The following is a 20,338-nucleotide window of genomic DNA, read 5'->3' as shown; positions in this document are numbered from 1 at the left end:
AGGCTATGAAGCGTAGTCGGTATTCATCTCACTCATTATCTTTAAAAGAAGCTCAACTGACGCATTTGGTCTTTGGGTTGCAGCATTACACTTAAACCAAGTAGGCGTATCTCTCGCCCTTGTTGTCTTTTCAGTATTTCACTAAGCAGCTCTTTGAAGTGTTCACGATCGAGAGAGGCGTGGATGTGCTCAATCGTGGTTTGTTGAAAATCGGCGAACTTGAGCTTAATGCCCTGCTTGATGATCGCTTTGCTTGGACTAGCCTTTTCTAAGCGAGTCTCGAGTTCAGGAAATAGCTTGTCTTCGATTACCTGCCAACATTCAGCGTAAGTTGAAATATTTTGAGTGAAGGTGCGCTCTACGCCTACCGATTTTCGCTCGCGCTCGATGATAACTTCTCGATCATCAATGCCATGACTGCGCTTCCAGAGTGATGCACCTTGACGGCCAAACTTGAGTAGCAGGTCTCGATAGTCAGACTCTTTGATATCCTTACAAGTAAAGAAACCCGCTTGGTGCAGCTTTTCTATGCTCACTTTGCCGACACCGGGAATCTTTTCAAGTGGTAGCTCATCGATCACTGATTGCACGTCTTGTGGAGGGATAACAAACTGACCATTGGGCTTATTCAGATCTGAGGCCACTTTCGCCAAGAATTTAATCGGTGCAATTCCTGCAGAAGCTGTCAGGTTTAGTTCGTTCCAAATATCACGGCGAATAGACTCGGCAATAAGTGTTGCTGAACCGTGACACCGCTTAGAATCGGTGACATCAAGGAAAGCTTCATCCAAGGAAAGTGGTTCAATGATTGATGTGTATCGAGAGAAGATTTCACGGATCTTTTTAGATATCTCGACATAGACCGACATTCTTCCCGGCACAACCAATAGATTAGGACAAAGCTGTAGGGCCTTTCCGGTAGGCATTGCAGAGCGAACACCAAACTTGCGGGCTTCATAATTACAGGTGCTCAAAACGCCGCGTTGCTTTTCATGCCCACCAACAGCTAACGGGCGATTTCGGTAAGCAGGGTTATCACGCATTTCTACAGCCGCGTAAAAACAATCCATATCAACATGAATTATTTTTCTTACTTTCTCTTCACCCGCGCTACACATCTAGGAATCACTCGACCTTACAACTGTATCTATAAACAGTATAATCCAATTATTATCAGATTTAAAACGATCTCGAGTCCAGCTAAAGAGGTTTCTCTTCAATAGCCATGAGCTCTTCTGATACTATTGTTAACGAGTATTTAGTCTATAAGTAGGGATCGCTTGTGAGTGAAAAAATACTAGTAGTGGAAGATAGCCGAGCATTTCGCAACTACCTGTACCAACAGCTGAAAAATAGCGGTTATGAGGTAGCAGTTGCTGAATCGATTGCAGAAGCAAAAAACATCTTGGAACAAGAGACGGATTTCTTGTGTGCCGTATTAGATTACTGCTTACCTGACGGGCAAGACGGTGAGATCATTGATCTCGTCTTAGGCTATCAACAGAAAATCATTGTCCTGACCGGGATGTTCGACAATCAACTGCGAGAGCAAGTCCTAGCCAAAGGCGTTATCGATTACATACTTAAAGACAGTATGTCATCAGTAAGCTACCTACTTCCCCTGGTTCAAAGAATTTCGAATAATCGCCATCACAAAGCATTGGTTGTCGATGATTCAGCGGTCGTTCGCCGTTACATAGCTCAACTTCTAGAACACCAATATATCCAAACTATCCAAGCCGAAGATGGCGAACAAGCATTAAAGCTCCTTCATAACGATCCCGATATTACGTTCGTTGTTACAGACCATGATATGCCGAAGAAAGACGGTATAGCGATGATCCGTGAGATACGACGCGATCACGACAGAAACCAGTTGGCTATTCTAGGGTTATCAGGCAGCGATGATCGCACCATGACAGCTCGATTCCTTAAAGCGGGGGCTAACGACTTCCTTTACAAGCCTTTTAACCAAGAAGAATTTTTTTGCCGTATCCATCAACTGCTTGATATGAAAGAAGCGGCCAACGAGCTATTTCGACATGCCAACGAGGATGCTCTTACTGGCTTATGGAACCGTCGTTACCTGTTCAATCAAACATGTAAAGGTTGTGAGCAGCGCAGTATAGCCATGATGGATATCGACTTCTTCAAGAAAGTGAACGACACCTACGGTCACGATGGTGGTGATGCAGTCCTCGTGGAAGTCGGCAAGATCATCAAAGACCATTTTAAAGATGATGTTGCTGTACGCTTCGGTGGCGAAGAATTTTGTATTCAGTCGTGTGGTTCGTTTGAGAGCTTTGTTGACAACTTAGAGTCCATGAGAGAAGCCATTGAAAGCCATGTTGTTGAGCATGACTCTCAAAGAATCAAGGTCAGTATCAGTATCGGCGTAACCGATTTAGACGCGAAGCTAGATGAGCAGATCAAAGCCGCTGATGAGCTTCTTTATACGGCAAAAGAGCAAGGTAGAAACCAACTAGTGTTTGCGCGTAACAGCATGCAAATCGAACAATAGTCATTCGCCTCTGTTTCCATTTTTGGTATACCAAGATTAATTGCTAGACCTCAAAACTAAAAAAGCTCAAGACGATAATCTTGAGCTTTTCAATTTGAGGGCATAGATAACTCTATCCCCTATGACTGTCACCAATTAAGCGATACGGTCTTTACTCCAAGCCGCTTCTTTTTGTTGACGCTCAGCCAGCTTCTCTTCACGGTAAGCTTCACGTGCTTCACGCTTCTTACGCGCGTCACAAGGTTCAGGGCAGTTACATACTTTATCAATACCAACAGCACCCAAACCGCCACAGCTACCTTTCACAACTTTCTTTTGGATAATGTAGCCAATTGACATCGCTGCGATTACTGCAAGAAAAACACCAAATGTAATCAGAAATGTATTCATAATTATCTCGCTTACCTTATTTACCTAAGTATGGCTTAAATGCTTCAGAAGCAATTTCTTTAAAGCCATCTGCTGTTTTTACCACCATGAACACTGGGATGTTATGTTGGTTTGCGACTTCCATTCCTTTTTCCTCACCTAAGACCATAAGGCCCGTAGATAAGCCGTCTGCAGTCATTGAAGACGGGTTTAAAACAGTCACAGAAACCACTTTATGGTGAAGAGGCTTTCCTGTTTCAGGGTTGATGATGTGTGAGTAACGAACACCATCACGTTCAAAATAGTTACGGTAATCACCAGAGGTTGCGATAGCCATATCACCCGGCTCGATGATCTCTTGGATATTACGCTCATCAACGCTTGGTTTCTCAATCGCGATACGCCAGCCCACGTTCTCACGGTTTAAACCTTTCAGACGAATTTCGCCACCGACTTCAACCATGTAGTTGTGAATACCGATAGAATCAAGGTAGTCAGCGACGACGTCAACACCCCAACCTTTTGCAATCGTGGATAGATCGACATACAGGTTAGGTAGGTCTTTCTTCAACATGTTGCCTTCAACACTAAGATGATGGATACCAATCTTAGCCTTGCGAGCCGCCAGCTCTTCATCTGATGGCACAACTTCAGGACGAGCTTCAGGACCAAAACCCCATAAGTTAACTAACGGACCAACCGTTACATCCAGAGCTCCTTCAGTAAGACCGTTCAAACGAATCGCTTCTTTCACAACCGTCGCTGTTTGCTCAGATACTTCGAACGCATCCGCACCTTTATGCTGGTTGAAACGGCTTAATTCGGAATCTTCACGGTAAGTCGACATCTGGTCGTTTACTTCTTCAAGTAGACGATCGATCTCTGTATGAACTTCATTAGACTCAGGAAATTCATCACCATTGATGTATTTAATATTGTAACTCGTGCCCATCGTTGGGCCACTCAAATGCACTTGCTCTCTTGACTGCTCACAGCCCGCAAGAAAAATCAAAGAAGTTAATGCAACAAGCCAAATTCTCACTTGCTTACTCCTGTCTAATGTTGAGGATTTATATAAGGAAAAATAAGAGTAAAAAATAGGTATTTTGAATGCCTTACTCTTTCTTATATAAGCCAGTATGTTGTCAAAAGCTGTCTTAGAAAAACAAATGGCTGACTCGTAGGAGTCAGCCATAATATCAATCACTTAAGTGGATTAACCACCGAAGTCATCTAGTAGGATGTTTTCATCTTCTACACCAAGATCTTTCAGCATGCCGATAACAGCAGCGTTCATCATCGGTGGACCACACATGTAGTACTCACAATCTTCAGGAGCTTCGTGATCCTTCAGGTAGTTTTCGTACAGTACGTTGTGGATGAAACCAGTGTAACCGTCCCAGTTGTCCTCTGGTTGAGGATCAGACAGTGCACAGTGCCACACGAAGTTTTCGTTTGCAGCCGCTAGGCCATCGAAATCTTCAATGTAGAACATCTCACGCTTAGAACGCGCGCCATACCAGTAAGACATCTTACGAGTAGACTTAAGACGCTTAAGTTGGTCGAAGATATGAGAACGCATAGGCGCCATACCTGCACCACCACCGATGAATACCATTTCATTGTCTGTGTCTTTAGCAAAGAACTCACCAAATGGACCAGAAATAGTACATTTGTCGCCTTCTTTAAGAGACCAGATGTATGAAGACATAACACCAGGAGCTACGTCAGGGTTGTTTGGCGGCGGAGTTGCGATACGCACGTTAAGCTTGATGATGCCTTTCTCTTCTGGGTATGAAGCCATAGAGTAAGCACGGATCGAATGCTCTTTAACGATAGACTCATAACGGAACAAGTTGAACTTATCCCAGTCACCACGGTATTCCTCAGGAATATCGTAATCTGCGTATTTCACGTGATGTGGTTCAGCTTCAATCTGAATGTAACCACCCGCGCGGAACGGAACTTCTTCACCTTCAGGGATCGCTAGAGCAAGTTCTTTGATGAAAGTAGCTTCGTTGTTATTCGAGATAACAGTACATTCCCACTTTTTAACACCAAAGATATCTTCGTCTAGTTCAATCTCCATGTCAGTTTTCATAGCAACTTGACATGCAAGACGTTCGCCTTCGCGAGCTTCACCTTTTGTGATGTGATCAAGTTCAGTTGGAAGGATGTCGCCACCACCAGACTTAACTTTTACACGACACTGACCACAAGAGCCACCGCCACCACAAGCAGAAGATACGAAGATACCAGCGCCAGCCAGGGCACCAAGTAGCTTGCTACCAGGTTGAGTAACGATCGCCTTTTCAGGGTCGCCGTTTACTGAAATAGTGATGTCACCTGATGGTACTAACTTAGACTTAGCGAAAAGAATCACTAGTACTAGAGCCAGTACAATAATGGTAAACATCGCTACGCCAAGAATAATACTAAACATTTGTTATTCCTTATTACTGGGTGCTTACCCTACAGTTGAACACCAGAGAAAGACATAAAGCCTAACGCCATCAGACCAACAGTAATGAACGTGATACCAAGGCCACGAAGACCTGGAGGTACGTCAGAGTACTTCATCTTCTCACGGATACCCGCAAGAGCAACGATAGCTAACATCCAACCCACACCAGAACCGAAGCCGTAAACAACAGATTCAGCAAAGTTGTAGTCACGAGTTACCATGAAAGATACACCACCAAAGATTGCACAGTTAACTGTGATCAGTGGAAGGAAGATACCTAGTGCGTTGTACAAAGGTGGGAAGAAACGGTCTAGAACCATCTCTAGGATTTGTACAAGTGCCGCGATAACACCGATGAATGCGATGAAGTTAAGGAAACTTAAATCGACACCTTCAACAAGCGCGTTTTCTTTCAGGATGTGTGTGTAAACAAGGTTGTTTACAGGAACAGCGATTGTAAGTACTACAACTACCGCAACACCAAGACCAAAAGAAGTTTTAACTTTCTTAGATACCGCTAGGAATGTACACATACCTAGGAAGAAAGAAAGCGCCATGTTTTCGATGAAAATCGATTTAACTAGCAGACTAATATAATGTTCCATGACTACCTTACCCCTTCGCTTCTACTTGTTCTGGTTTGAACACACGAATTGCCCAAATCAAGAAACCAATTAGGAAGAATGCAGAAGGTGCTAGAAGCATCAAGCCGTTTGGCTGATACCAACCACCGTTGCTCACTAGAGGTAGTACTTCCATACCAAATAGTTTGCCAGAGCCTAGAAGCTCACGGAAGAAACCAACAGTGATAAGAACGAAACCGTAACCAAGACCGTTACCAAGACCATCGATTAGAGATGGGATTGGCGCAGACTTCATTGCGAATGCTTCAGCACGACCCATTACAATACAGTTAGTAATGATTAGGCCTACGAATACAGATAGCTGCTTAGAGATATCGTATAGGTATGCTTTAAGCACTTGGTCTACCACGATTACTAGTGATGCGATAATTGCCATCTGAACGATGATACGCACACTGTTAGGAATGTGGTTACGGATCAAAGAAACGAAGAAGTTAGACAGAGCAGTAACGAACATTACCGCGATAGTCATAACAAATGCTGTTTCTAGCTTAGTGGTTACCGCAAGAGCAGAACACACACCAAGAACCTGTAGCGCAATTGGGTTGTTGTCCAACACCGGCGCTAAGATGCTCTTTTTAATTTCTTTTGCACTAGACATTAGTTCAGACCTCCGTCACGAACTTTTGCTAGGAACGGACCAAAGCCCATATCACCTAACCAGAAGTCAAATGTATGTTGAACACCAACGCTAGTCAGTGTTGCACCAGAAAGGCCATCTACACCGTGCTCAGAACCTTGAGGAGCGCCACCTTTAACAACCTGGATAGCAGGTTTGTGGTTTTCGTCGAATAATTTCTTACCAACGAATTGAGCGCGCCAAGTTGGGTTCTCAACTTCACCACCAAGTCCAGGAGTTTCACCTTGCTCGTAGTAAGTGATACCAGAAACTGTGTTGCCATCAGTTTCTACCGCAACGAATGCGTACATCATTGACCATAGACCGTTACCGTGAACAGGGATGATAACTTTAGAAGTTTCAGCGCCATCTTTCACTAGGTATACCGTACCCGTGTTAGCACGACGAATGATCTTAGCGATGTCATCTTCAGCTGAAAGCTTGATTGACTGAGCCGGATCTTTTGCCGCTTTACGTTGGTCGTATGCAGCAGCGTCGCCGTCAACGAAATCGCCAGTAGCGAAATCAACTAGACGAGGTTCGATGTTCTCTGCGTACAGTGCTGGGATATTACCCGCAAGTTCAATGCCCGCAACTTCAAGGATCTTAGTTTGCTGATCCAGAACTGCGTTAGCTTGTTGCTTAGGTTTAAGAACAACTGCAGCTGTTGAAACGATGATTGAGCACACTAGGCTCAATGCGATAACAACAAACAGCGTCTTTTTAATGCTATCGTTATTACTTGCCATAGCGCGCTAGTCTCCGCTTAATGTTCTTCTCGATTACAACGTGGTCAAACAGAGGAGCAAATAGGTTTGCGAATAGAATCGCAAGCATCATGCCTTCTGGGTATGCAGGGTTAACTACACGAATCATTACACACATTGCGCCGATTAGGATGCCGTACCACCACTTACCTTTATTGGTAAATGAAGCTGATACTGGGTCAGTCGCCATGAAGAACATACCGAACGCGAAGCCACCTAAAACTAGGTGCCAATGCCAAGGCATGCTGAACATCGCATTAGTGTCAGAACCAATCACGTTAAATAGTGTTGATACTGCAACCATACCGATCATTACACCCGCAATGATGCGCCATGACGCAATGCCCATGTAAACAATCATTGCTGCACCAATCATAAGTGCAAGCGTTGAAACTTCACCGATAGAACCTGGAATGTTACCAATGAATGCGTCCATCCAAGTGATTGCTTCACCTGATGTTACGTTCATTAGTGCACTACCGCCGCCTTGAGCCCATTGGCTAAGCGCTGTTGCACCAGAGAAGCCATCTGCAGCAGTCCAAACTACGTCACCTGAAATCTGTGCAGGGTATGCAAAGAACAGGAACGCACGACCAGCAAGAGCAGGGTTCAAGAAGTTACGACCCGTACCACCGAAGATCTCTTTCGCAACAACAACACCAAAGGTAATACCTAGTGCTGCTTGCCATAGAGGAAGCGTTGGCGGAACGATAAGCGCAAATAAGATAGAAGTAACAAAGAAACCTTCGTTGACTTCGTGCTTACGCACCATACAGAACAGTACTTCCCAGAAACCACCAACGATAAATACCGTTGCGTAGATAGGTAAGAAGTAAGTCGCACCCAAGAGCATCTTACTGCCCCAACCTGCATCGGCCCCTAAGGAGGCTCCAAGCATTTCGGTTAGCCAGTAGTGCCAGTTACCATCAATGATAGAAACTAGTTCTGCACCTGAATACATGTGGTTTAGTGCTGCGATAGCCTGACCACCTGCGTTGTACATACCCCAGAACATTGCTGGGAATACCGCAAGCCAAACCATGATCATGATACGTTTTAAATCAACGCTATCACGGACATGCGAGCTTTTCTTTGTAACAGTACCTGGTGTGTAGAAAAGTGTTGCTGCTGCTTCGTAAAGCGCAAACCACGTTTCGTGTTTACCACCTGGTTCAAAATGATGCTCGATGTCTTCAATAAACTTTTTAAGGCCCATGAAAATTACCCTTCCTTCACAATTGTATCTAGGCATTCACGAAGTAACTGACCGTACTCGTACTTACCAGGACATACAAAGGTACACAGTGCTAAATCTTCTTCATCTAGCTCTAGCGCACCAAGTGCTTGTGCACTATCAACGTCACCAGCGCATAGATCGCGAAGCAGCAAAGTAGGCTCCATATCTAATGGCATTACTTTCTCGTAGTTACCAATTGGAACCATAGAGCGATCACTACCGTTCGTTGTCGTTGTCATATTGAACAACTGACCTTTAAACACGTGACCAAGGAATGAACGAGTAACAGAGAACTTGTTCTTACCAGGCATAGCCCAGCCGAATAGCTCTTTATCACGACCTTCACGAAGAACCGAAACTTGTTGATGGTAACGGCCAAGGTAAGCATGTGGACCTGAAGCGTGAACACCAGATAGCACTGAACCTGAGATCAGGCGAACTTCACCTGGCATCAACTCGCTGTCCGTCAACTCTTCAAGGCTAGCACCAATTTGAGTACGAACTAGACGAGGGTTGTTAACTACTGGACCAGCCAGAGAAACAACACGCTCAGAGTAAATCTCACCAGTAAGGAACAACTTACCGAATGCGATAACGTCTTGGTAGTTAATGCTCCACGCTACATTTTGTGCATTTACCGGGTATAGGTAATGCATATGCGTGCCTGCAAGACCTGCAGGGTGTGGGCCATCAAAAACATGTTCTTCAACGTTAGACTGAGCTGAACGAGGTAAGCTAGTACCTTTTTTACAAACGTACACTTTACCGTTAGTCAGAGTTGAAAGAAGATCTAAACCAGCAACGAAAGCATCAGACTGCTCGTTAATGATTAATTCTGGCTCAGCTGCTAGCGGATTAGTATCCATAGCAGTAACGAAAATAGCCTGAGTTTCAGAATCAACTGCTGGAACCTTGCTGAACGGACGAGTTCGCAAAGCGGTCCATGCGCCAGACTCAACTAACTGAGCTTTAACCGTTTCACGGTCAAGACTTGCTAGTTGGTTAGCTTCATAGCTATTGAACGTGATTTGCTCATTGCCTGCTACTTCAATCACTACTGATTGAAGAACACGCTTAGCACCACGGTTCACTTCAATAACTTTACCGCTTGCTGGAGAAGTAAATACAACACCTGGGTTCTTTTTATCTGCAAAAAGAACTTGGCCTTTCTTCACTTCATCACCAACGCGAGCATGCATCGTAGGACGCATACCAACGTACTCTTCGCCAAGCAAGGCGACTTTAGTGATGGACTTACCATCATTAATCACCTGGGATGGAGTTCCTGCGATAGGAAGATCCAAACCCTTCTTTATTGTAATCATACGCACTTGCACTACTTTATCGGGAAAAAGATTCTTTTAATTGCGTAAATTCAGGACGTTTTAAAATCGCCCTTAGACACGACATTACAGTGTCCGGTTTTGGTAAATTTGAGATACCAAAATCGCAACATTACATTAATAAACTCATCACAAATATTATGTGAGATTTATCAGGTGCCGTATTCTAGCATTTTTTGACAACTTGATGCCATGACCAATAACTTGAATACCGCGTTTATTTGGTGAGATTTGAAGCATATGGACTCTCAAATATGTATAAATTTGACGAGCCGCACAGATAAAATGGCTTTTGAAACGTGTTTTAAACAAGAGATTAATACTCTGTCACAAACTATTATTTTACGAGTTATGTTGAAACACTGTTAATAAAAACATTACTCATTGTAGGTATTTTTAGTCGTTCAAATTGCCATCAGTTTGAGTGATATAACAACGAAAAACACATAGGTTTGGCGACAAAAAAGGCGGCATCACCACCTTTTGTCAATATGCTCGCTGTGTTACTTGCCACCACCCATACACATAGGGCTGTCTGGCACGTTATCGAGCTGCTTCATCCATTCATCTTTTGTATAAGTGTGAATGGACAGTGCGTGAATATTATTCGCTAGCTCTTCTGAAAGAGCTTTATTTACCGCTCGATGACGAGCAATAAGACGCAATCCTTCAAACACATCACTGACAACAATCACTTTAAAATGACTCTCAGAACCGGCCGGAACATTGTGCATATAGCTCTCATTAACCACGTTTAAATGACTTGGTGAAAACTCATTGTGCAATTTTGTTTCGATAACTTCTTGGATCATTGTGATTCCTTAATAACGTATTGGCATTATCCGTGGGATGAGTATAAACCCTAAGCGGTCGACTGTCTGAGTATTTGATAGCGAATGGCGTAGGTTTGGTTGAGTTTTTTCTATCTTGTTCAGCCTGCATTTGAGACAATATCTTTGTTATTTCTTACATAAGTATCTCAAGCAATGAAAACCGAACTTACCCTTCACGATAGAACTTTAACCTTACATCGTTTCCCGAAACGTTCAAATGAAACCCTTCAAGCTTGGGATGCGGGCGACGAATACCTGATCAGTCATGTTGAAGAGATGAACCTCGAACCAGGCAAACACATCCTGATCATGAACGACAGCTTCGGTGCCCTATCCGCTTGGTTCTCGAAAGATCATGATGTCACCATGATGAGCGACTCATTTATCTCTCATCGCGGTGCCCTGAAAAACTTGCAGCGCAATCAAAGTAACCGAGTGAACTTCTTGAACACGATGGATGATATCCCACACGGTATCGACCTTGTGATCATGCAGCTGCCAAAAACAAATCGTCACCTAATCTGGCAACTGAGCCAGCTACGCCAAGCATTGCCTGAAGGCTGCCAAGTGATCGGCGTCAACAAGGTAAAAGAGATTCACACCTCTACGCTTAACCTGTTCGAAAAATACCTAGGCGAAACCAAAACATCACTAGCGAAGAAAAAACACCGCTTAGTCTTCTCATCTCCAAACTGCCAGCCAATTCAAACGGTAGAGCCTTTTGTTGAATGGGATGTAGACGGTGAAGATATCCGCCTGAAAAATTTACCAAATGTTTACTCAGGGGAAGCACTCGATCAAGGCGCTCGCTATATGCTAGAGCACATCCCTCAAGATCCTGAGCTACGTCATATCATCGATCTTGGTTGTGGCAACGGTGTATTGAGTGTAAAAGCAGGGCAATTGAACCCACAAGCCCGTATCACCTGTGTGGATGAAAGCTTTATGGCGGTGGAATCGGCGCGCCAAAACGTCAAAGATAACCTTGGTGAAGAAGGCAACTTCCAGTTCATCGCCAACAACTGTTTAGATGGCTTCAAGAAAAACAGCACCTACTTAGTGATGTGTAATCCTCCATTCCATCAGCAACAAGCGATTACGGATCACATTGCGTGGCAAATGTTCTGTGATGCAAAGCATGTTCTAAGCAATGGAGGCAAATTAATTGTTATTGGCAACCGACACCTCGGATACGATGTCAAACTAGCAAGACTATTTGGTGAAGCTAACGTTGAAACGCTTGAACTAAACCAAAAATTTGAGATATTACAAGCAACAAGAGAACCTGCGAATTTTAATAAATAAGCAGAAACGACTTCACAAGAATTTAAGATACCGAGCTTCTGGTGTGAATTTAGAAAGGATAAAGGAATGAAAAAACTGATTTTGGCTGCTTCTATTATGGCTTTGACAGCATGTTCAGCCCCTCAGCAAGAACAGATCAATGTAATGCCAGAAGCTTCACTAAGCTCAAGCAACCTTGTACAAGGCAAAACATACACACTAACCAGTAAAGATGTTCGTGCCGCTCAATATGTTGCATTGGTTGATAGTGGCCGTTCAAACATTCAGCCAATTCACGCTAAGCAAAACATGCGTATCTCTCTAGAAAATGCTGTTGCACAGCAGTTAGAGTCTCAAGGTTTTCGTGCGAGCGTAAACAGTGAAAACTCGATTGTTTTAGAGATTCAAGAAGCACTCGTTACCGTAGAGCACACCATTATGGAAAACAAAATGGACGGTAAAGTAACGCTTGAAGTTACCGCTGAAACGCCTGAAGGCAAACTAGTTAAAACATTCAACGGCACTGCAACACGCACTGGTGCATTGAGTGCATCTAACGACGACATCTCTATGGTTCTTAATGACGTGATCAACTTGGTTCTTACTGAGATCGCTAACGACCAAGAGCTACAAACTTACATGAAGGAACGTTTCTAATGGGTCGTATTTTATCTTCTATCGCATTAATGCTAGTGAGCGTAAGCGTTTGGGCTGGTCCTAAAGTAAACGTGGAAACAACATTAGGCGACTTCACTATTGAGCTTAACCAAGAACAAGCACCAGTTAGCGCGGAGAACTTCCTAAAATACGTGGCAGACGGCAGCTACGAAGGCACTATCTTCCACCGTGTTATTCCTGGCTTTATGGCTCAAGGTGGCGGCTTCGATCAAGAGATGAATCAACAAGCAACTTACGCTCCTATCAAGAATGAAGGCAGCAATGGCTTGAAGAACGATACAGCAACAATCGCGATGGCTCGTACTAATGCGCCAGATTCTGCAACTCGTCAGTTCTTCATTAACTTCTCTGATAATGACTTCTTGAACGCAAAAGGTAGCAACCCAGGCTACGCTGTATTCGGCAAAGTAACTGAAGGTTTTGATGTTGTTCAAAAGATGGCAACGATTCCAACCAAGCGAATGGGCCGCATGTCAGACATACCAGTTGACCCAATCGTCATCACTAAAGTGACCCTTCTTAAGTAATCCAATCTAACGCCCTTATTTCTTAAGGGCGTTTTTCTACACAAGGACGCCCTATGTCATCAGGCACTCCCTCTCTTTCTTGGATGCAGACTTTCCGCAGCTACCTAGATAAACGCCTACTTTGGGTGTTTATGCTCGGCTGTTCGAGTGGCTTCCCATGGGTTCTTATTGGATCCAATATGTCTGGTTGGCTAAAAGATGCAGGTTTAACGCGTGCTGCCATCGGCTACTTTGGCAGTGTGTTTGCCGTGTATGCGATTAACTTTCTATGGGCACCATTGGTAGACCGAGTAAAACTGCCGGTGCTTCACGCAATACTCGGCCAGCGACGCAGTTGGATCTTTTTCTGCCAATCCATTGTTTTAATCGGTACCTTATTCATCGCAGGCGTCAATCCCGCAGAGAACTTGGCGTTTACTTCAATGTTGGCGCTCGCTATTGCCATTGCCTCAGCCACGCAAGACATCGCGATTGATGCATTTCGTATTGATACCTTCCCAAAATCCGAAGCATCAAAACTGCCGCAAGCTTCTGCAATGGCCGTAATTGGTTGGTGGACGGGGTATTCTCTACCAGGCTACCTTGCCTTTATTAACGCAGACTCAATCGGTTGGAATGGCGTGTATTACGGAATGGCAGGCGTCGTTGTCGTACTAATGCTGTTTACTCTTTTTGTCGGAGAGCCAAATACACAACGCGAAGCCCTGCAAGAACAGGCTCAGCAACGCCACAATAAGGTTGTCGGTTCGAAAGTCGTGGCTTGGTTCAGTGTTACCGTGTTAGAACCGTTTTATGACTTCTTCAAACGAAACGGAGTTCAAGTTGCCATCACCCTACTGCTGTTCGTATTCCTATTTAAGATAGGTGAAGCCTTCCTAGGTCGCATGTCGATCACCTTCTATAAAGAGATAGGTTTCAGTAACGAACAGATCGGCCACTATTCGAAGTTAATTGGTTGGGGCGCAACCATATTCTTCACTTTGGTAGGCAGCGTCTTCAATGTAAAATTCGGCATTGTACGCGGACTGATGATTGGCGGTGTTGCCATGGCAGCCAGTAATCTAATGTTTGCATGGATCGCTCAAGCAGGCCCAAGTGAAACACTGTTCTTGGCAACGATTATTGTCGATAACTTCACGACCGCCTTTTCAACAGTAGCTTTTGTCTCTTTCTTAACGTTATTAACTGGGCAGGCCTTCTCTGCAACCCAATATGCATTACTCGCATCCTTGGGTAACTTCGGTCGAACAACACTGGCTTCATTTAGTGGTGAATTGGTCGATTACCTCAATGATTGGTCAACCTTCTTTATACTGACCGCACTTATGGTGATTCCAAGTTTGATCATGCTCTACTCGTTACGCCACTTTTTCACGGATTTATTAGAGAAAGCCAAAACTAACCAAGAATAGAGTCAAAGAAAACAAATAAGAAGAGGGTAGCATTGATCTACCCTCTTCTACGTTCTGTCTTCAGATCTAGTCTGTTGTTTCACTGACAATTAGGTTAAAACCCGTACCCATCGAATCATCAATCGCCACGACTTGATACACCACACCATCAGCTAAGGTTGCGGGCGCAGAGTCGATAGCCACAACTGACGGCTGACCCGCTACAGTAATCGTCACAAAGTAAGACCCCGCCGCAACATAAATGCCATTCGCATAATCTCTGAATTTCACATCACTTAGCGCCGGAGTGCTACCAGAGATCCCCGCGTTTTCTGTTAAGTAGATATCCACCGATGCCGCAATTGGGTTAGCAGCGGCGTGGGTAATGTTTAACACCGCACTGGTCGCAACCGGACGACGGTTTTCAGGAACAACCAAAGGTTCCAAATTCAGTGGACTTACTGTCCCTACCGCATAGATGCTGTAATCCATGCCAGCAAATACAGCTAATCCATCAACATCAATAAATGACGGAGACGTCGTTCCCGTTTCGTATATATCAATATCATAACTGTCTGCTGCTAAATCTAAGAAACCGCGAATTTCTTTAAACACTAAACCATCAAGAGGAGCAAACTTAGCAGAATTAACAAATACATCTACAGCTGGTGCGCCATCGACCAAATGCCCGACTCTTACTTCGGCAGTTTCTGCCATGTCGTATATTAACGATGATCCACTACCGTCCATCACCATCAACTTCACCGGAGATACACTGTTTGAGTCAGCTCTTGATACCGCTGCAATAGTTAGCTCGCTACCGCCAGCCAGAGTTATCTCTCCAGAATCAAAAGCAATAGCACTTCCGCTCACTGTTTCTAATCTTACTCGGTACTGACCAGCTGGAATATTCAGCACGTCAGTAAAATCTTTATAAGCTAAAGTCCCTAACGGTGCGCCCAATGGATCACTAGGACCAGTGACATACAGATTTACATCGCCAACACCTGTTGCCGCGTGTACTACTTGCACATCTAGGCTTGAACTTGTTGCCGTTCCTGCAGCAGGGCGAGTAACAACCAAAGCCTCTACAGGATTGTTGGATCCATCGGCGTCGCCTACAACCATCACGGTGTAATCTAATTCACCGCTTAAATCGAATTGGCTTGGAGAAATAACAGTAGCAACAGCGTCACCTGGGAGTTGAACATCGACTTGAAGAGTTGTCTGTCCTTGATCTACTGAGGCGTATCCGGATGCCTGAGCATAATCGACACCGCTCCAACGAGCCTGGCTATTGACTAAAACGTTAGCTAAAGGCGCATCTGGCGATGCATGTACAGCTTGTAGTTGAGTTGTTGGTTCATCGTCATCATCACACCCAACAATGAAAAGGGCTGATATCGCTACAGCGAGTATAGGTGAATATTTCATCGGTCTTCTCTCCAAAAAAGTTAGACCAGTTCGTCACACAAATGATTAGTCCAATAACTAATCTTTAAAAAGTATTTCAAAATCTAGTGCAGTGAACTGTCTTTAATTCTCCGTGATTCAAAAAGTAGCTAGGTTCAAATCCCTAGGCAGTCATCACATGAGTTGTCCATCAATTGATTCCAACTCCACTACGCTGTTGGTCAAAAATAGATCAAAGACGAGATTAAGAGGTGGTTTGAATGAGTCATTTTTTAAGAGAAAACGCTTAGAAAAGAATACTGTTGATTTTGATATGCATATCACTCTAATTAGTAGAATCGTTTGCTTAGCGCAGTATTTCACCTATTTATCCACAAAATAATCGAATTTCACAAAATCAATAGAATTAGAGGTGCATCAAGATGCATTACCACCGTAAAGTTCCATCATTTAGATCATTAGTGTGATCAGCCTCACCTTAATAATTGTAATTTTCACTCTGTCTCACTTTTATTTGAGAACAAAATCGCTATTATGCTCGGCATTCGGACATCATAAACACGCACGGATTAGCGGGTTACTTATTTCAAACATAGAGAGTTCCATTATGCGTAAATCACTTTTAACTCTTGGCCTACTTGCAGCAACTTCTGCTCCAGTAATGGCAGCGGATTATTCTGACGGCGACATCCATAAAAACGATTACAAATGGATGCAGTTCAACATCATGGGTGCAATCAACGAGAAAGGTCCTTACGAATCTACTCATGATTACCTAGAGATGGAATTTGGTGGTCGCTCTGGAATCTTCGACCTTTACGGCTATGTTGATGTATTTAACCTAACATCAGACTCAAGCAGCGACAAAGCAGACAAAGATGGCAAAATCTTCATGAAGTTTGCTCCTCGTATGTCTCTTGACGGCCTAACTGGTAAAGACCTTTCTTTCGGTCCAGTTGAAGAACTATACCTTTCAACTCTTTTCGAGTGGGATGGTAACAACGGTGGTGTTAACACTCAGAAAGTTGGTCTAGGTTCTGACGTAATGGTTCCATGGTTCGGTAAAATGGGTCTAAACCTTTACGGTACATACGACTCAAACCAAAAAGATTGGAACGGTTTCCAAATCTCGACTAACTGGTTCAAGCCATTCTACTTCTTCGAGAACGGTTCATTCATCTCTTACCAAGGTTACATTGATTACCAATTCGGTATGAAAGATGAGTACGCTCAAGTAAGCAACGGCGGCGCAATGTTCAACGGTATCTACTGGCACTCAGATCGTTTTGCAGTTGGTTACGGCCTGAAACTATACAGCGATGTATACGGCTTTAAAGATGGTGCAGACCTACCATGGGACGCTTCTTCACAAGCTGATTCTTCTGGCGTAGGTCACTACGTTGCAGTAACTTACAAGTTCTAATCGAACTTCTAAGAAAGTTTCCAAAATGGCACCCTCGGTGCCATTTTTTATTGCTTTCATTTATGGCCTCGTTATCCTTGCAGCATCATTTTCTTATCTCGGTATTGCTGTGAATATCACGATTGTAGGGCCTGGTGCTATCGGCTCTTTATGGGCAATAAAACTGCTTCAAGCTGGTCATAATGTCTCTTTGTGGAGCCGTTCTTCCGACCACTCCATTGAGCTATCACTTGATGGACAACCCTCTCTCCCTATCAGTAACAACAATATCGAACGATTAGCCGCGAGTGATCTGGTTATCTTCACCGTCAAGGCTTGGCAAGTCGAAACCGCAACCACTCCACTGCTTCAACATCTCGATCCCAACACCATTCTCATGTTCATGCATAACGGAATGGGCGCGGTTGATGAGATAGCCACTCAAATTGATGCTCACCCGATAGTATTGGCGACCACCACCCAAGCAGCCTTTAAACCCGATCGTAACAATGTATCTCACACAGGAATAGGACAAACCCAGCTAGGTGCTTTTAACCAAACGGGTCAACAGTGCACGTTTTTGGTTGATGTATTGGATGATGCTCTCCCCGCTGTGAGTTGGAACCCACAAATAGAAACCGCGCTTTGGGCTAAACTCGCCATCAATTGTGCTATCAATCCACTTACTGGGTTGGAACAAATCAAGAATGGTGAACTTGCAGACCAAAGGTTTGAGGGTATTTTAAGTTCTATCGTTGAAGAGCTAACACAAGTTATGCAGGCCGAAGAGATCGCTTGTTCATTCGACGGATTAGAAGCAAGTGTCAAGCAGGTCATCCAAGCCACGGCGCAGAACAACTCATCCATGAAGCAGGATATGTTTTACCAACGCAAGACAGAGATCGACTTCATCACTGGACACCTAATAAAAACAGCGCTTAAGCATCAGATAGAAGTTCCCGTTAACCAAAAGCTGTTCGATCAAGTCAAAGAGCAAGAAAATAGCTGGAATCATCAAGATTAGTCAGCAACGGTCAACAAGTCGCGATAAAATAACAATACCGCTAAGCATAACGCTGGCACCAATTTCCAAGATTTTAGGTAAGAATAGATGCTTGATATCAATCACATCCGAGAGCAGTTTCCTGCGCTATCACAAACCATCAATCAACAACCATTGATTTACTTAGACAGCGCGGCAACGACACAAAAACCTCAGGTAGTTATTGATGCCATTAGCCAATATTACTCCAAACAAAATGCCAATGTTCACCGTGGTAGCCATAGCTTAACAGCGAACGCGACCAGTCAGTTTGAAGCTACCAGAGATAAGGTCGCTCAGTTTATCGGTGCAAGCTCTTCAAAAGAGATCATCTGGACTCGTGGTGCCACCGAGGCGCTCAATCTAATTGCTCAAACTTACGCAAGAAGTACCCTTCAGCCAGGCGATGAGATCTTAGTGAGTGAAATGGAGCATCACGCCAACATAGTGCCTTGGCAAATTGTTGCACAACAAACCGGCGCTAAAGTCGTTAAAGTACCGATGACATCGGATTGCGAATTTGACCTAGTCGCGTTTGATACGCTTTTAAATGAACGAACCAAGATTGTTGCATTAGCTCAGATAACCAATGTGACGGGTTCTCGTCAGCCAATTGAAGCTGTCATAGAAAAAGCACAAAAGATGAATGCGATTGTTGTGGTCGATGGCGCGCAAGGCATCGTCCATGAGCCTATTGATGTTGCAGCTTTAGGTGCGGATTTCTACGTATTCTCTGGACACAAGCTCTATGCCCCTGCGGGCATCGGTGTGCTTTACGGCAAGCTTGAATTGTTAGAAGCGATGCCACCTTGGCATGGTGGTGGCAAAATGGTCGAGCGCGTCTCTTTCTCTGGCACTACTTTTTCAGAACTGCCAGGCAAATTCGAAGCGGGCACGCCAAATGTGGCAGGAGCCATAGCACTAAGCACCGCAATAGAATGGTTAAGTGGTTTTGTACAACAAGATGTCGAAAATCATATCCACCAACTACAACACGAGACTTATCTTGCTCTCAGTAAACTGGATGACATTCAGATTTTAGGGTATCAACCTAACGCAAGTGTGATTACTTTTGTGATGGATGGTGTTCACCATCAAGATATAGCGACTCTACTGGATCAGCAAGGTATCGCAGTACGTGCAGGACATCATTGTGCTCACCCATTAATGGATGCACTTAATGTGAAAGGAACGGTGCGAATTTCATTTGGTATTTACAACACCATGGAGGATGTTGAAAAACTCATCGCGGCAATAGAAAAAGCCGTTGATATGCTTTAGGGAGTAGCGAAATTACTTAGGGTTGGCGTTTAACGTCAACCCTTTTTGCTTCTGTGTATCAAGGAGATATTAAGCACTTAGCTCTTGGATTTGAGCAACAATCGCTTTTAATCCATTACCGCGAGATGGGCTAAGGTGGGTAATTAGACCGATTTGTTCAAAGTAACCATCAATATCGAACGCTTGAACCTGCTCTGATGTTTTTCCATCATACGCAGCCATCACTAATGCAATCAGACCGCGCACAATACGAGCATCAGAATCAGCACAAAAGTGCCAAACACCGTCGATATTTTGAGAAACCAACCACACTTGGCTTTCACAGCCAGAGACAATCACCTGCTCACTTTTCAGTTCATCAGGCATCGTTGGCAGTTTCTTACCCCATTGAATCACTTGGCGATAACGGTCTTCCCAGCCGCTGAATGTCTGCATCTTCGCGACGATATCATCACTGGTAATTTCAGTGCCGAATGGAGAGCTTGGGAATGTGGTCATTTTAATATCCAGTCGATTGTTAATT

At 44.0% G+C, this 20,338-nt stretch carries 20 protein-coding genes; 8 read left to right on the top strand and 12 right to left on the bottom strand.

Features of this window, described 5'->3' with window-relative positions; translation table 11 throughout:
• Positions 1-41: 41 nt before the first annotated feature.
• Positions 42-1,118, bottom strand: a complete 1,077-nt coding sequence (dinB, locus tag AB6E52_RS07715) for a DNA polymerase IV (RefSeq protein WP_017071277.1) — start codon at positions 1,116-1,118, stop codon at positions 42-44.
• A 164-nt stretch (positions 1,119-1,282) separates the two neighbouring features.
• Here dinB and AB6E52_RS07710 point away from each other — a divergent pair, with 164 nt between their 5' ends.
• Positions 1,283-2,521, top strand: a complete 1,239-nt coding sequence (locus tag AB6E52_RS07710) for a response regulator (RefSeq protein WP_017071276.1) — start codon at positions 1,283-1,285, stop codon at positions 2,519-2,521.
• A 135-nt stretch (positions 2,522-2,656) separates the two neighbouring features.
• On the opposite strand, the gene nqrM is transcribed toward AB6E52_RS07710, so the two are convergent.
• The 9 genes from nqrM to bolA all read right to left on the bottom strand — a co-directional run bounded on the left by nqrM (position 2,657) and on the right by bolA (position 10,776).
• Positions 2,657-2,911 carry a (Na+)-NQR maturation NqrM gene (gene nqrM, locus AB6E52_RS07705; RefSeq protein WP_009848378.1) on the bottom strand — a complete coding sequence of 85 codons (255 nt, stop codon included), beginning with the start codon at positions 2,909-2,911 and terminating at the stop codon, positions 2,657-2,659.
• A gap of 16 nt (positions 2,912-2,927) precedes the next feature.
• Positions 2,928-3,932, bottom strand: a complete 1,005-nt coding sequence (locus AB6E52_RS07700; protein WP_017059913.1) for an FAD:protein FMN transferase — start codon at positions 3,930-3,932, stop codon at positions 2,928-2,930.
• A gap of 174 nt (positions 3,933-4,106) precedes the next feature.
• Positions 4,107-5,333 (bottom strand): NADH:ubiquinone reductase (Na(+)-transporting) subunit F, encoded by a 1,227-nt coding sequence (nqrF, locus tag AB6E52_RS07695; protein ID WP_017059912.1) that lies wholly within the window; start codon positions 5,331-5,333, stop codon positions 4,107-4,109.
• Positions 5,334-5,362: 29 nt separating this feature from the next.
• Positions 5,363-5,959, bottom strand: coding sequence for an NADH:ubiquinone reductase (Na(+)-transporting) subunit E (nqrE, locus tag AB6E52_RS07690; protein WP_009848375.1), 597 nt, complete (start codon positions 5,957-5,959; stop codon positions 5,363-5,365).
• Positions 5,960-5,966: 7 nt separating this feature from the next.
• A complete protein-coding gene (locus AB6E52_RS07685; protein ID WP_008223083.1) occupies positions 5,967-6,599 on the bottom strand; it encodes an NADH:ubiquinone reductase (Na(+)-transporting) subunit D in 633 nt (210 codons plus the stop codon).
• Entirely contained in the window at positions 6,599-7,366 is a 768-nt protein-coding gene (locus tag AB6E52_RS07680) for a Na(+)-translocating NADH-quinone reductase subunit C (RefSeq protein WP_004735209.1), read from the bottom strand. Before AB6E52_RS07680 ends, AB6E52_RS07685 begins: the two co-directional genes overlap by 1 nt.
• Positions 7,356-8,600: an NADH:ubiquinone reductase (Na(+)-transporting) subunit B gene (locus AB6E52_RS07675; RefSeq protein WP_004735208.1), complete on the bottom strand. Its 1,245-nt coding sequence runs from the start codon at positions 8,598-8,600 to the stop codon at positions 7,356-7,358. The genes AB6E52_RS07680 and AB6E52_RS07675 overlap by 11 nt, the downstream gene beginning before the upstream one ends.
• 5 nt (positions 8,601-8,605) lie before the next feature.
• A complete protein-coding gene (locus AB6E52_RS07670) occupies positions 8,606-9,946 on the bottom strand; it encodes a Na(+)-translocating NADH-quinone reductase subunit A (protein WP_032545690.1) in 1,341 nt (446 codons plus the stop codon).
• A 521-nt stretch (positions 9,947-10,467) separates the two neighbouring features.
• A complete protein-coding gene (gene bolA / locus AB6E52_RS07665) occupies positions 10,468-10,776 on the bottom strand; it encodes a transcriptional regulator BolA (RefSeq protein ID WP_017064186.1) in 309 nt (102 codons plus the stop codon).
• A gap of 174 nt (positions 10,777-10,950) precedes the next feature.
• Between bolA and AB6E52_RS07660 the strand changes: the two genes are divergently transcribed.
• The 4 genes from AB6E52_RS07660 to AB6E52_RS07645 all read left to right on the top strand — a co-directional run bounded on the left by AB6E52_RS07660 (position 10,951) and on the right by AB6E52_RS07645 (position 14,698).
• Complete coding sequence (locus AB6E52_RS07660) at positions 10,951-12,102, top strand: methyltransferase (protein WP_017068516.1); 1,152 nt, start codon at positions 10,951-10,953, stop codon at positions 12,100-12,102.
• Positions 12,103-12,168: 66 nt separating this feature from the next.
• Positions 12,169-12,738 (top strand): YajG family lipoprotein, encoded by a 570-nt coding sequence (locus AB6E52_RS07655; RefSeq protein WP_017059907.1) that lies wholly within the window; start codon positions 12,169-12,171, stop codon positions 12,736-12,738.
• The gene (locus AB6E52_RS07650; RefSeq protein ID WP_017059906.1) at positions 12,738-13,286 is read left to right on the top strand and encodes a peptidylprolyl isomerase; all 549 of its coding nucleotides are present in this window, start codon (positions 12,738-12,740) and stop codon (positions 13,284-13,286) included. Before AB6E52_RS07655 ends, AB6E52_RS07650 begins: the two co-directional genes overlap by 1 nt.
• Positions 13,287-13,339: 53 nt before the next feature.
• A complete protein-coding gene (locus tag AB6E52_RS07645) occupies positions 13,340-14,698 on the top strand; it encodes an AmpG family muropeptide MFS transporter (RefSeq protein WP_017059905.1) in 1,359 nt (452 codons plus the stop codon).
• A 66-nt stretch (positions 14,699-14,764) separates the two neighbouring features.
• Here the strand turns inward: AB6E52_RS07645 and AB6E52_RS07640 are convergent, their stop codons facing one another.
• On the bottom strand, positions 14,765-16,111 hold the full coding sequence (locus AB6E52_RS07640) for a DUF4397 domain-containing protein (protein WP_102320251.1): 1,347 nt from the start codon (positions 16,109-16,111) through the stop codon (positions 14,765-14,767).
• A gap of 586 nt (positions 16,112-16,697) precedes the next feature.
• On the opposite strand from AB6E52_RS07640, the gene AB6E52_RS07635 reads away from it, so the two are divergent.
• The 3 genes from AB6E52_RS07635 (at position 16,698) to csdA (ending at position 19,815) form a co-directional block, all read left to right on the top strand.
• Complete coding sequence (locus AB6E52_RS07635) at positions 16,698-17,513, top strand: outer membrane protein OmpK (protein WP_102320250.1); 816 nt, start codon at positions 16,698-16,700, stop codon at positions 17,511-17,513.
• Positions 17,514-17,622: 109 nt separating this feature from the next.
• Positions 17,623-18,516 (top strand): 2-dehydropantoate 2-reductase, encoded by an 894-nt coding sequence (panE, locus tag AB6E52_RS07630; RefSeq protein ID WP_102320254.1) that lies wholly within the window; start codon positions 17,623-17,625, stop codon positions 18,514-18,516.
• Between the two features lie 87 nt (positions 18,517-18,603).
• A complete protein-coding gene (csdA, locus tag AB6E52_RS07625) occupies positions 18,604-19,815 on the top strand; it encodes a cysteine desulfurase CsdA (protein ID WP_102320249.1) in 1,212 nt (403 codons plus the stop codon).
• 69 nt (positions 19,816-19,884) lie between these two features.
• Here csdA and csdE read toward each other — a convergent pair whose 3' ends face one another.
• Entirely contained in the window at positions 19,885-20,313 is a 429-nt protein-coding gene (csdE, locus tag AB6E52_RS07620) for a cysteine desulfurase sulfur acceptor subunit CsdE (RefSeq protein ID WP_017059900.1), read from the bottom strand.
• Positions 20,314-20,338 lie beyond the last annotated feature (25 nt).

The organism is Vibrio sp. 10N.247.311.13 (assembly GCF_041467595.1).
GTDB lineage: Bacteria > Pseudomonadota > Gammaproteobacteria > Enterobacterales > Vibrionaceae > Vibrio > Vibrio crassostreae_C.
This window is presented reverse-complemented; position numbering and strand designations above follow the sequence as displayed.

Bases quoted from the DNA above. Each gene is read 5' to 3' on its own strand.
- dinB (WP_017071277.1), bottom strand. From the start codon at position 1,118: ATGTGTAGCGCGGGTGAAGAGAAAGTAAGAAAAATAATTCATGTTGAT.
- nqrM (WP_009848378.1), bottom strand. From the start codon at position 2,911: ATGAATACATTTCTGATTACATTTGGTGTTTTTCTTGCAGTAATCGCA.
- nqrF (WP_017059912.1), bottom strand. From the start codon at position 5,333: ATGTTTAGTATTATTCTTGGCGTAGCGATGTTTACCATTATTGTACTG.
- nqrE (WP_009848375.1), bottom strand. From the start codon at position 5,959: ATGGAACATTATATTAGTCTGCTAGTTAAATCGATTTTCATCGAAAAC.
- AB6E52_RS07685 (WP_008223083.1), bottom strand. From the start codon at position 6,599: ATGTCTAGTGCAAAAGAAATTAAAAAGAGCATCTTAGCGCCGGTGTTG.
- AB6E52_RS07680 (WP_004735209.1), bottom strand. From the start codon at position 7,366: ATGGCAAGTAATAACGATAGCATTAAAAAGACGCTGTTTGTTGTTATC.
- AB6E52_RS07675 (WP_004735208.1), bottom strand. From the start codon at position 8,600: ATGGGCCTTAAAAAGTTTATTGAAGACATCGAGCATCATTTTGAACCA.
- AB6E52_RS07670 (WP_032545690.1), bottom strand. From the start codon at position 9,946: ATGATTACAATAAAGAAGGGTTTGGATCTTCCTATCGCAGGAACTCCA.
- bolA (WP_017064186.1), bottom strand. From the start codon at position 10,776: ATGATCCAAGAAGTTATCGAAACAAAATTGCACAATGAGTTTTCACCA.
- AB6E52_RS07660 (WP_017068516.1), top strand. From the start codon at position 10,951: ATGAAAACCGAACTTACCCTTCACGATAGAACTTTAACCTTACATCGT.
- AB6E52_RS07655 (WP_017059907.1), top strand. From the start codon at position 12,169: ATGAAAAAACTGATTTTGGCTGCTTCTATTATGGCTTTGACAGCATGT.
- AB6E52_RS07650 (WP_017059906.1), top strand. From the start codon at position 12,738: ATGGGTCGTATTTTATCTTCTATCGCATTAATGCTAGTGAGCGTAAGC.
- AB6E52_RS07645 (WP_017059905.1), top strand. From the start codon at position 13,340: ATGTCATCAGGCACTCCCTCTCTTTCTTGGATGCAGACTTTCCGCAGC.
- AB6E52_RS07640 (WP_102320251.1), bottom strand. From the start codon at position 16,111: ATGAAATATTCACCTATACTCGCTGTAGCGATATCAGCCCTTTTCATT.
- AB6E52_RS07635 (WP_102320250.1), top strand. From the start codon at position 16,698: ATGCGTAAATCACTTTTAACTCTTGGCCTACTTGCAGCAACTTCTGCT.
- csdA (WP_102320249.1), top strand. From the start codon at position 18,604: ATGCTTGATATCAATCACATCCGAGAGCAGTTTCCTGCGCTATCACAA.
- csdE (WP_017059900.1), bottom strand. From the start codon at position 20,313: ATGACCACATTCCCAAGCTCTCCATTCGGCACTGAAATTACCAGTGAT.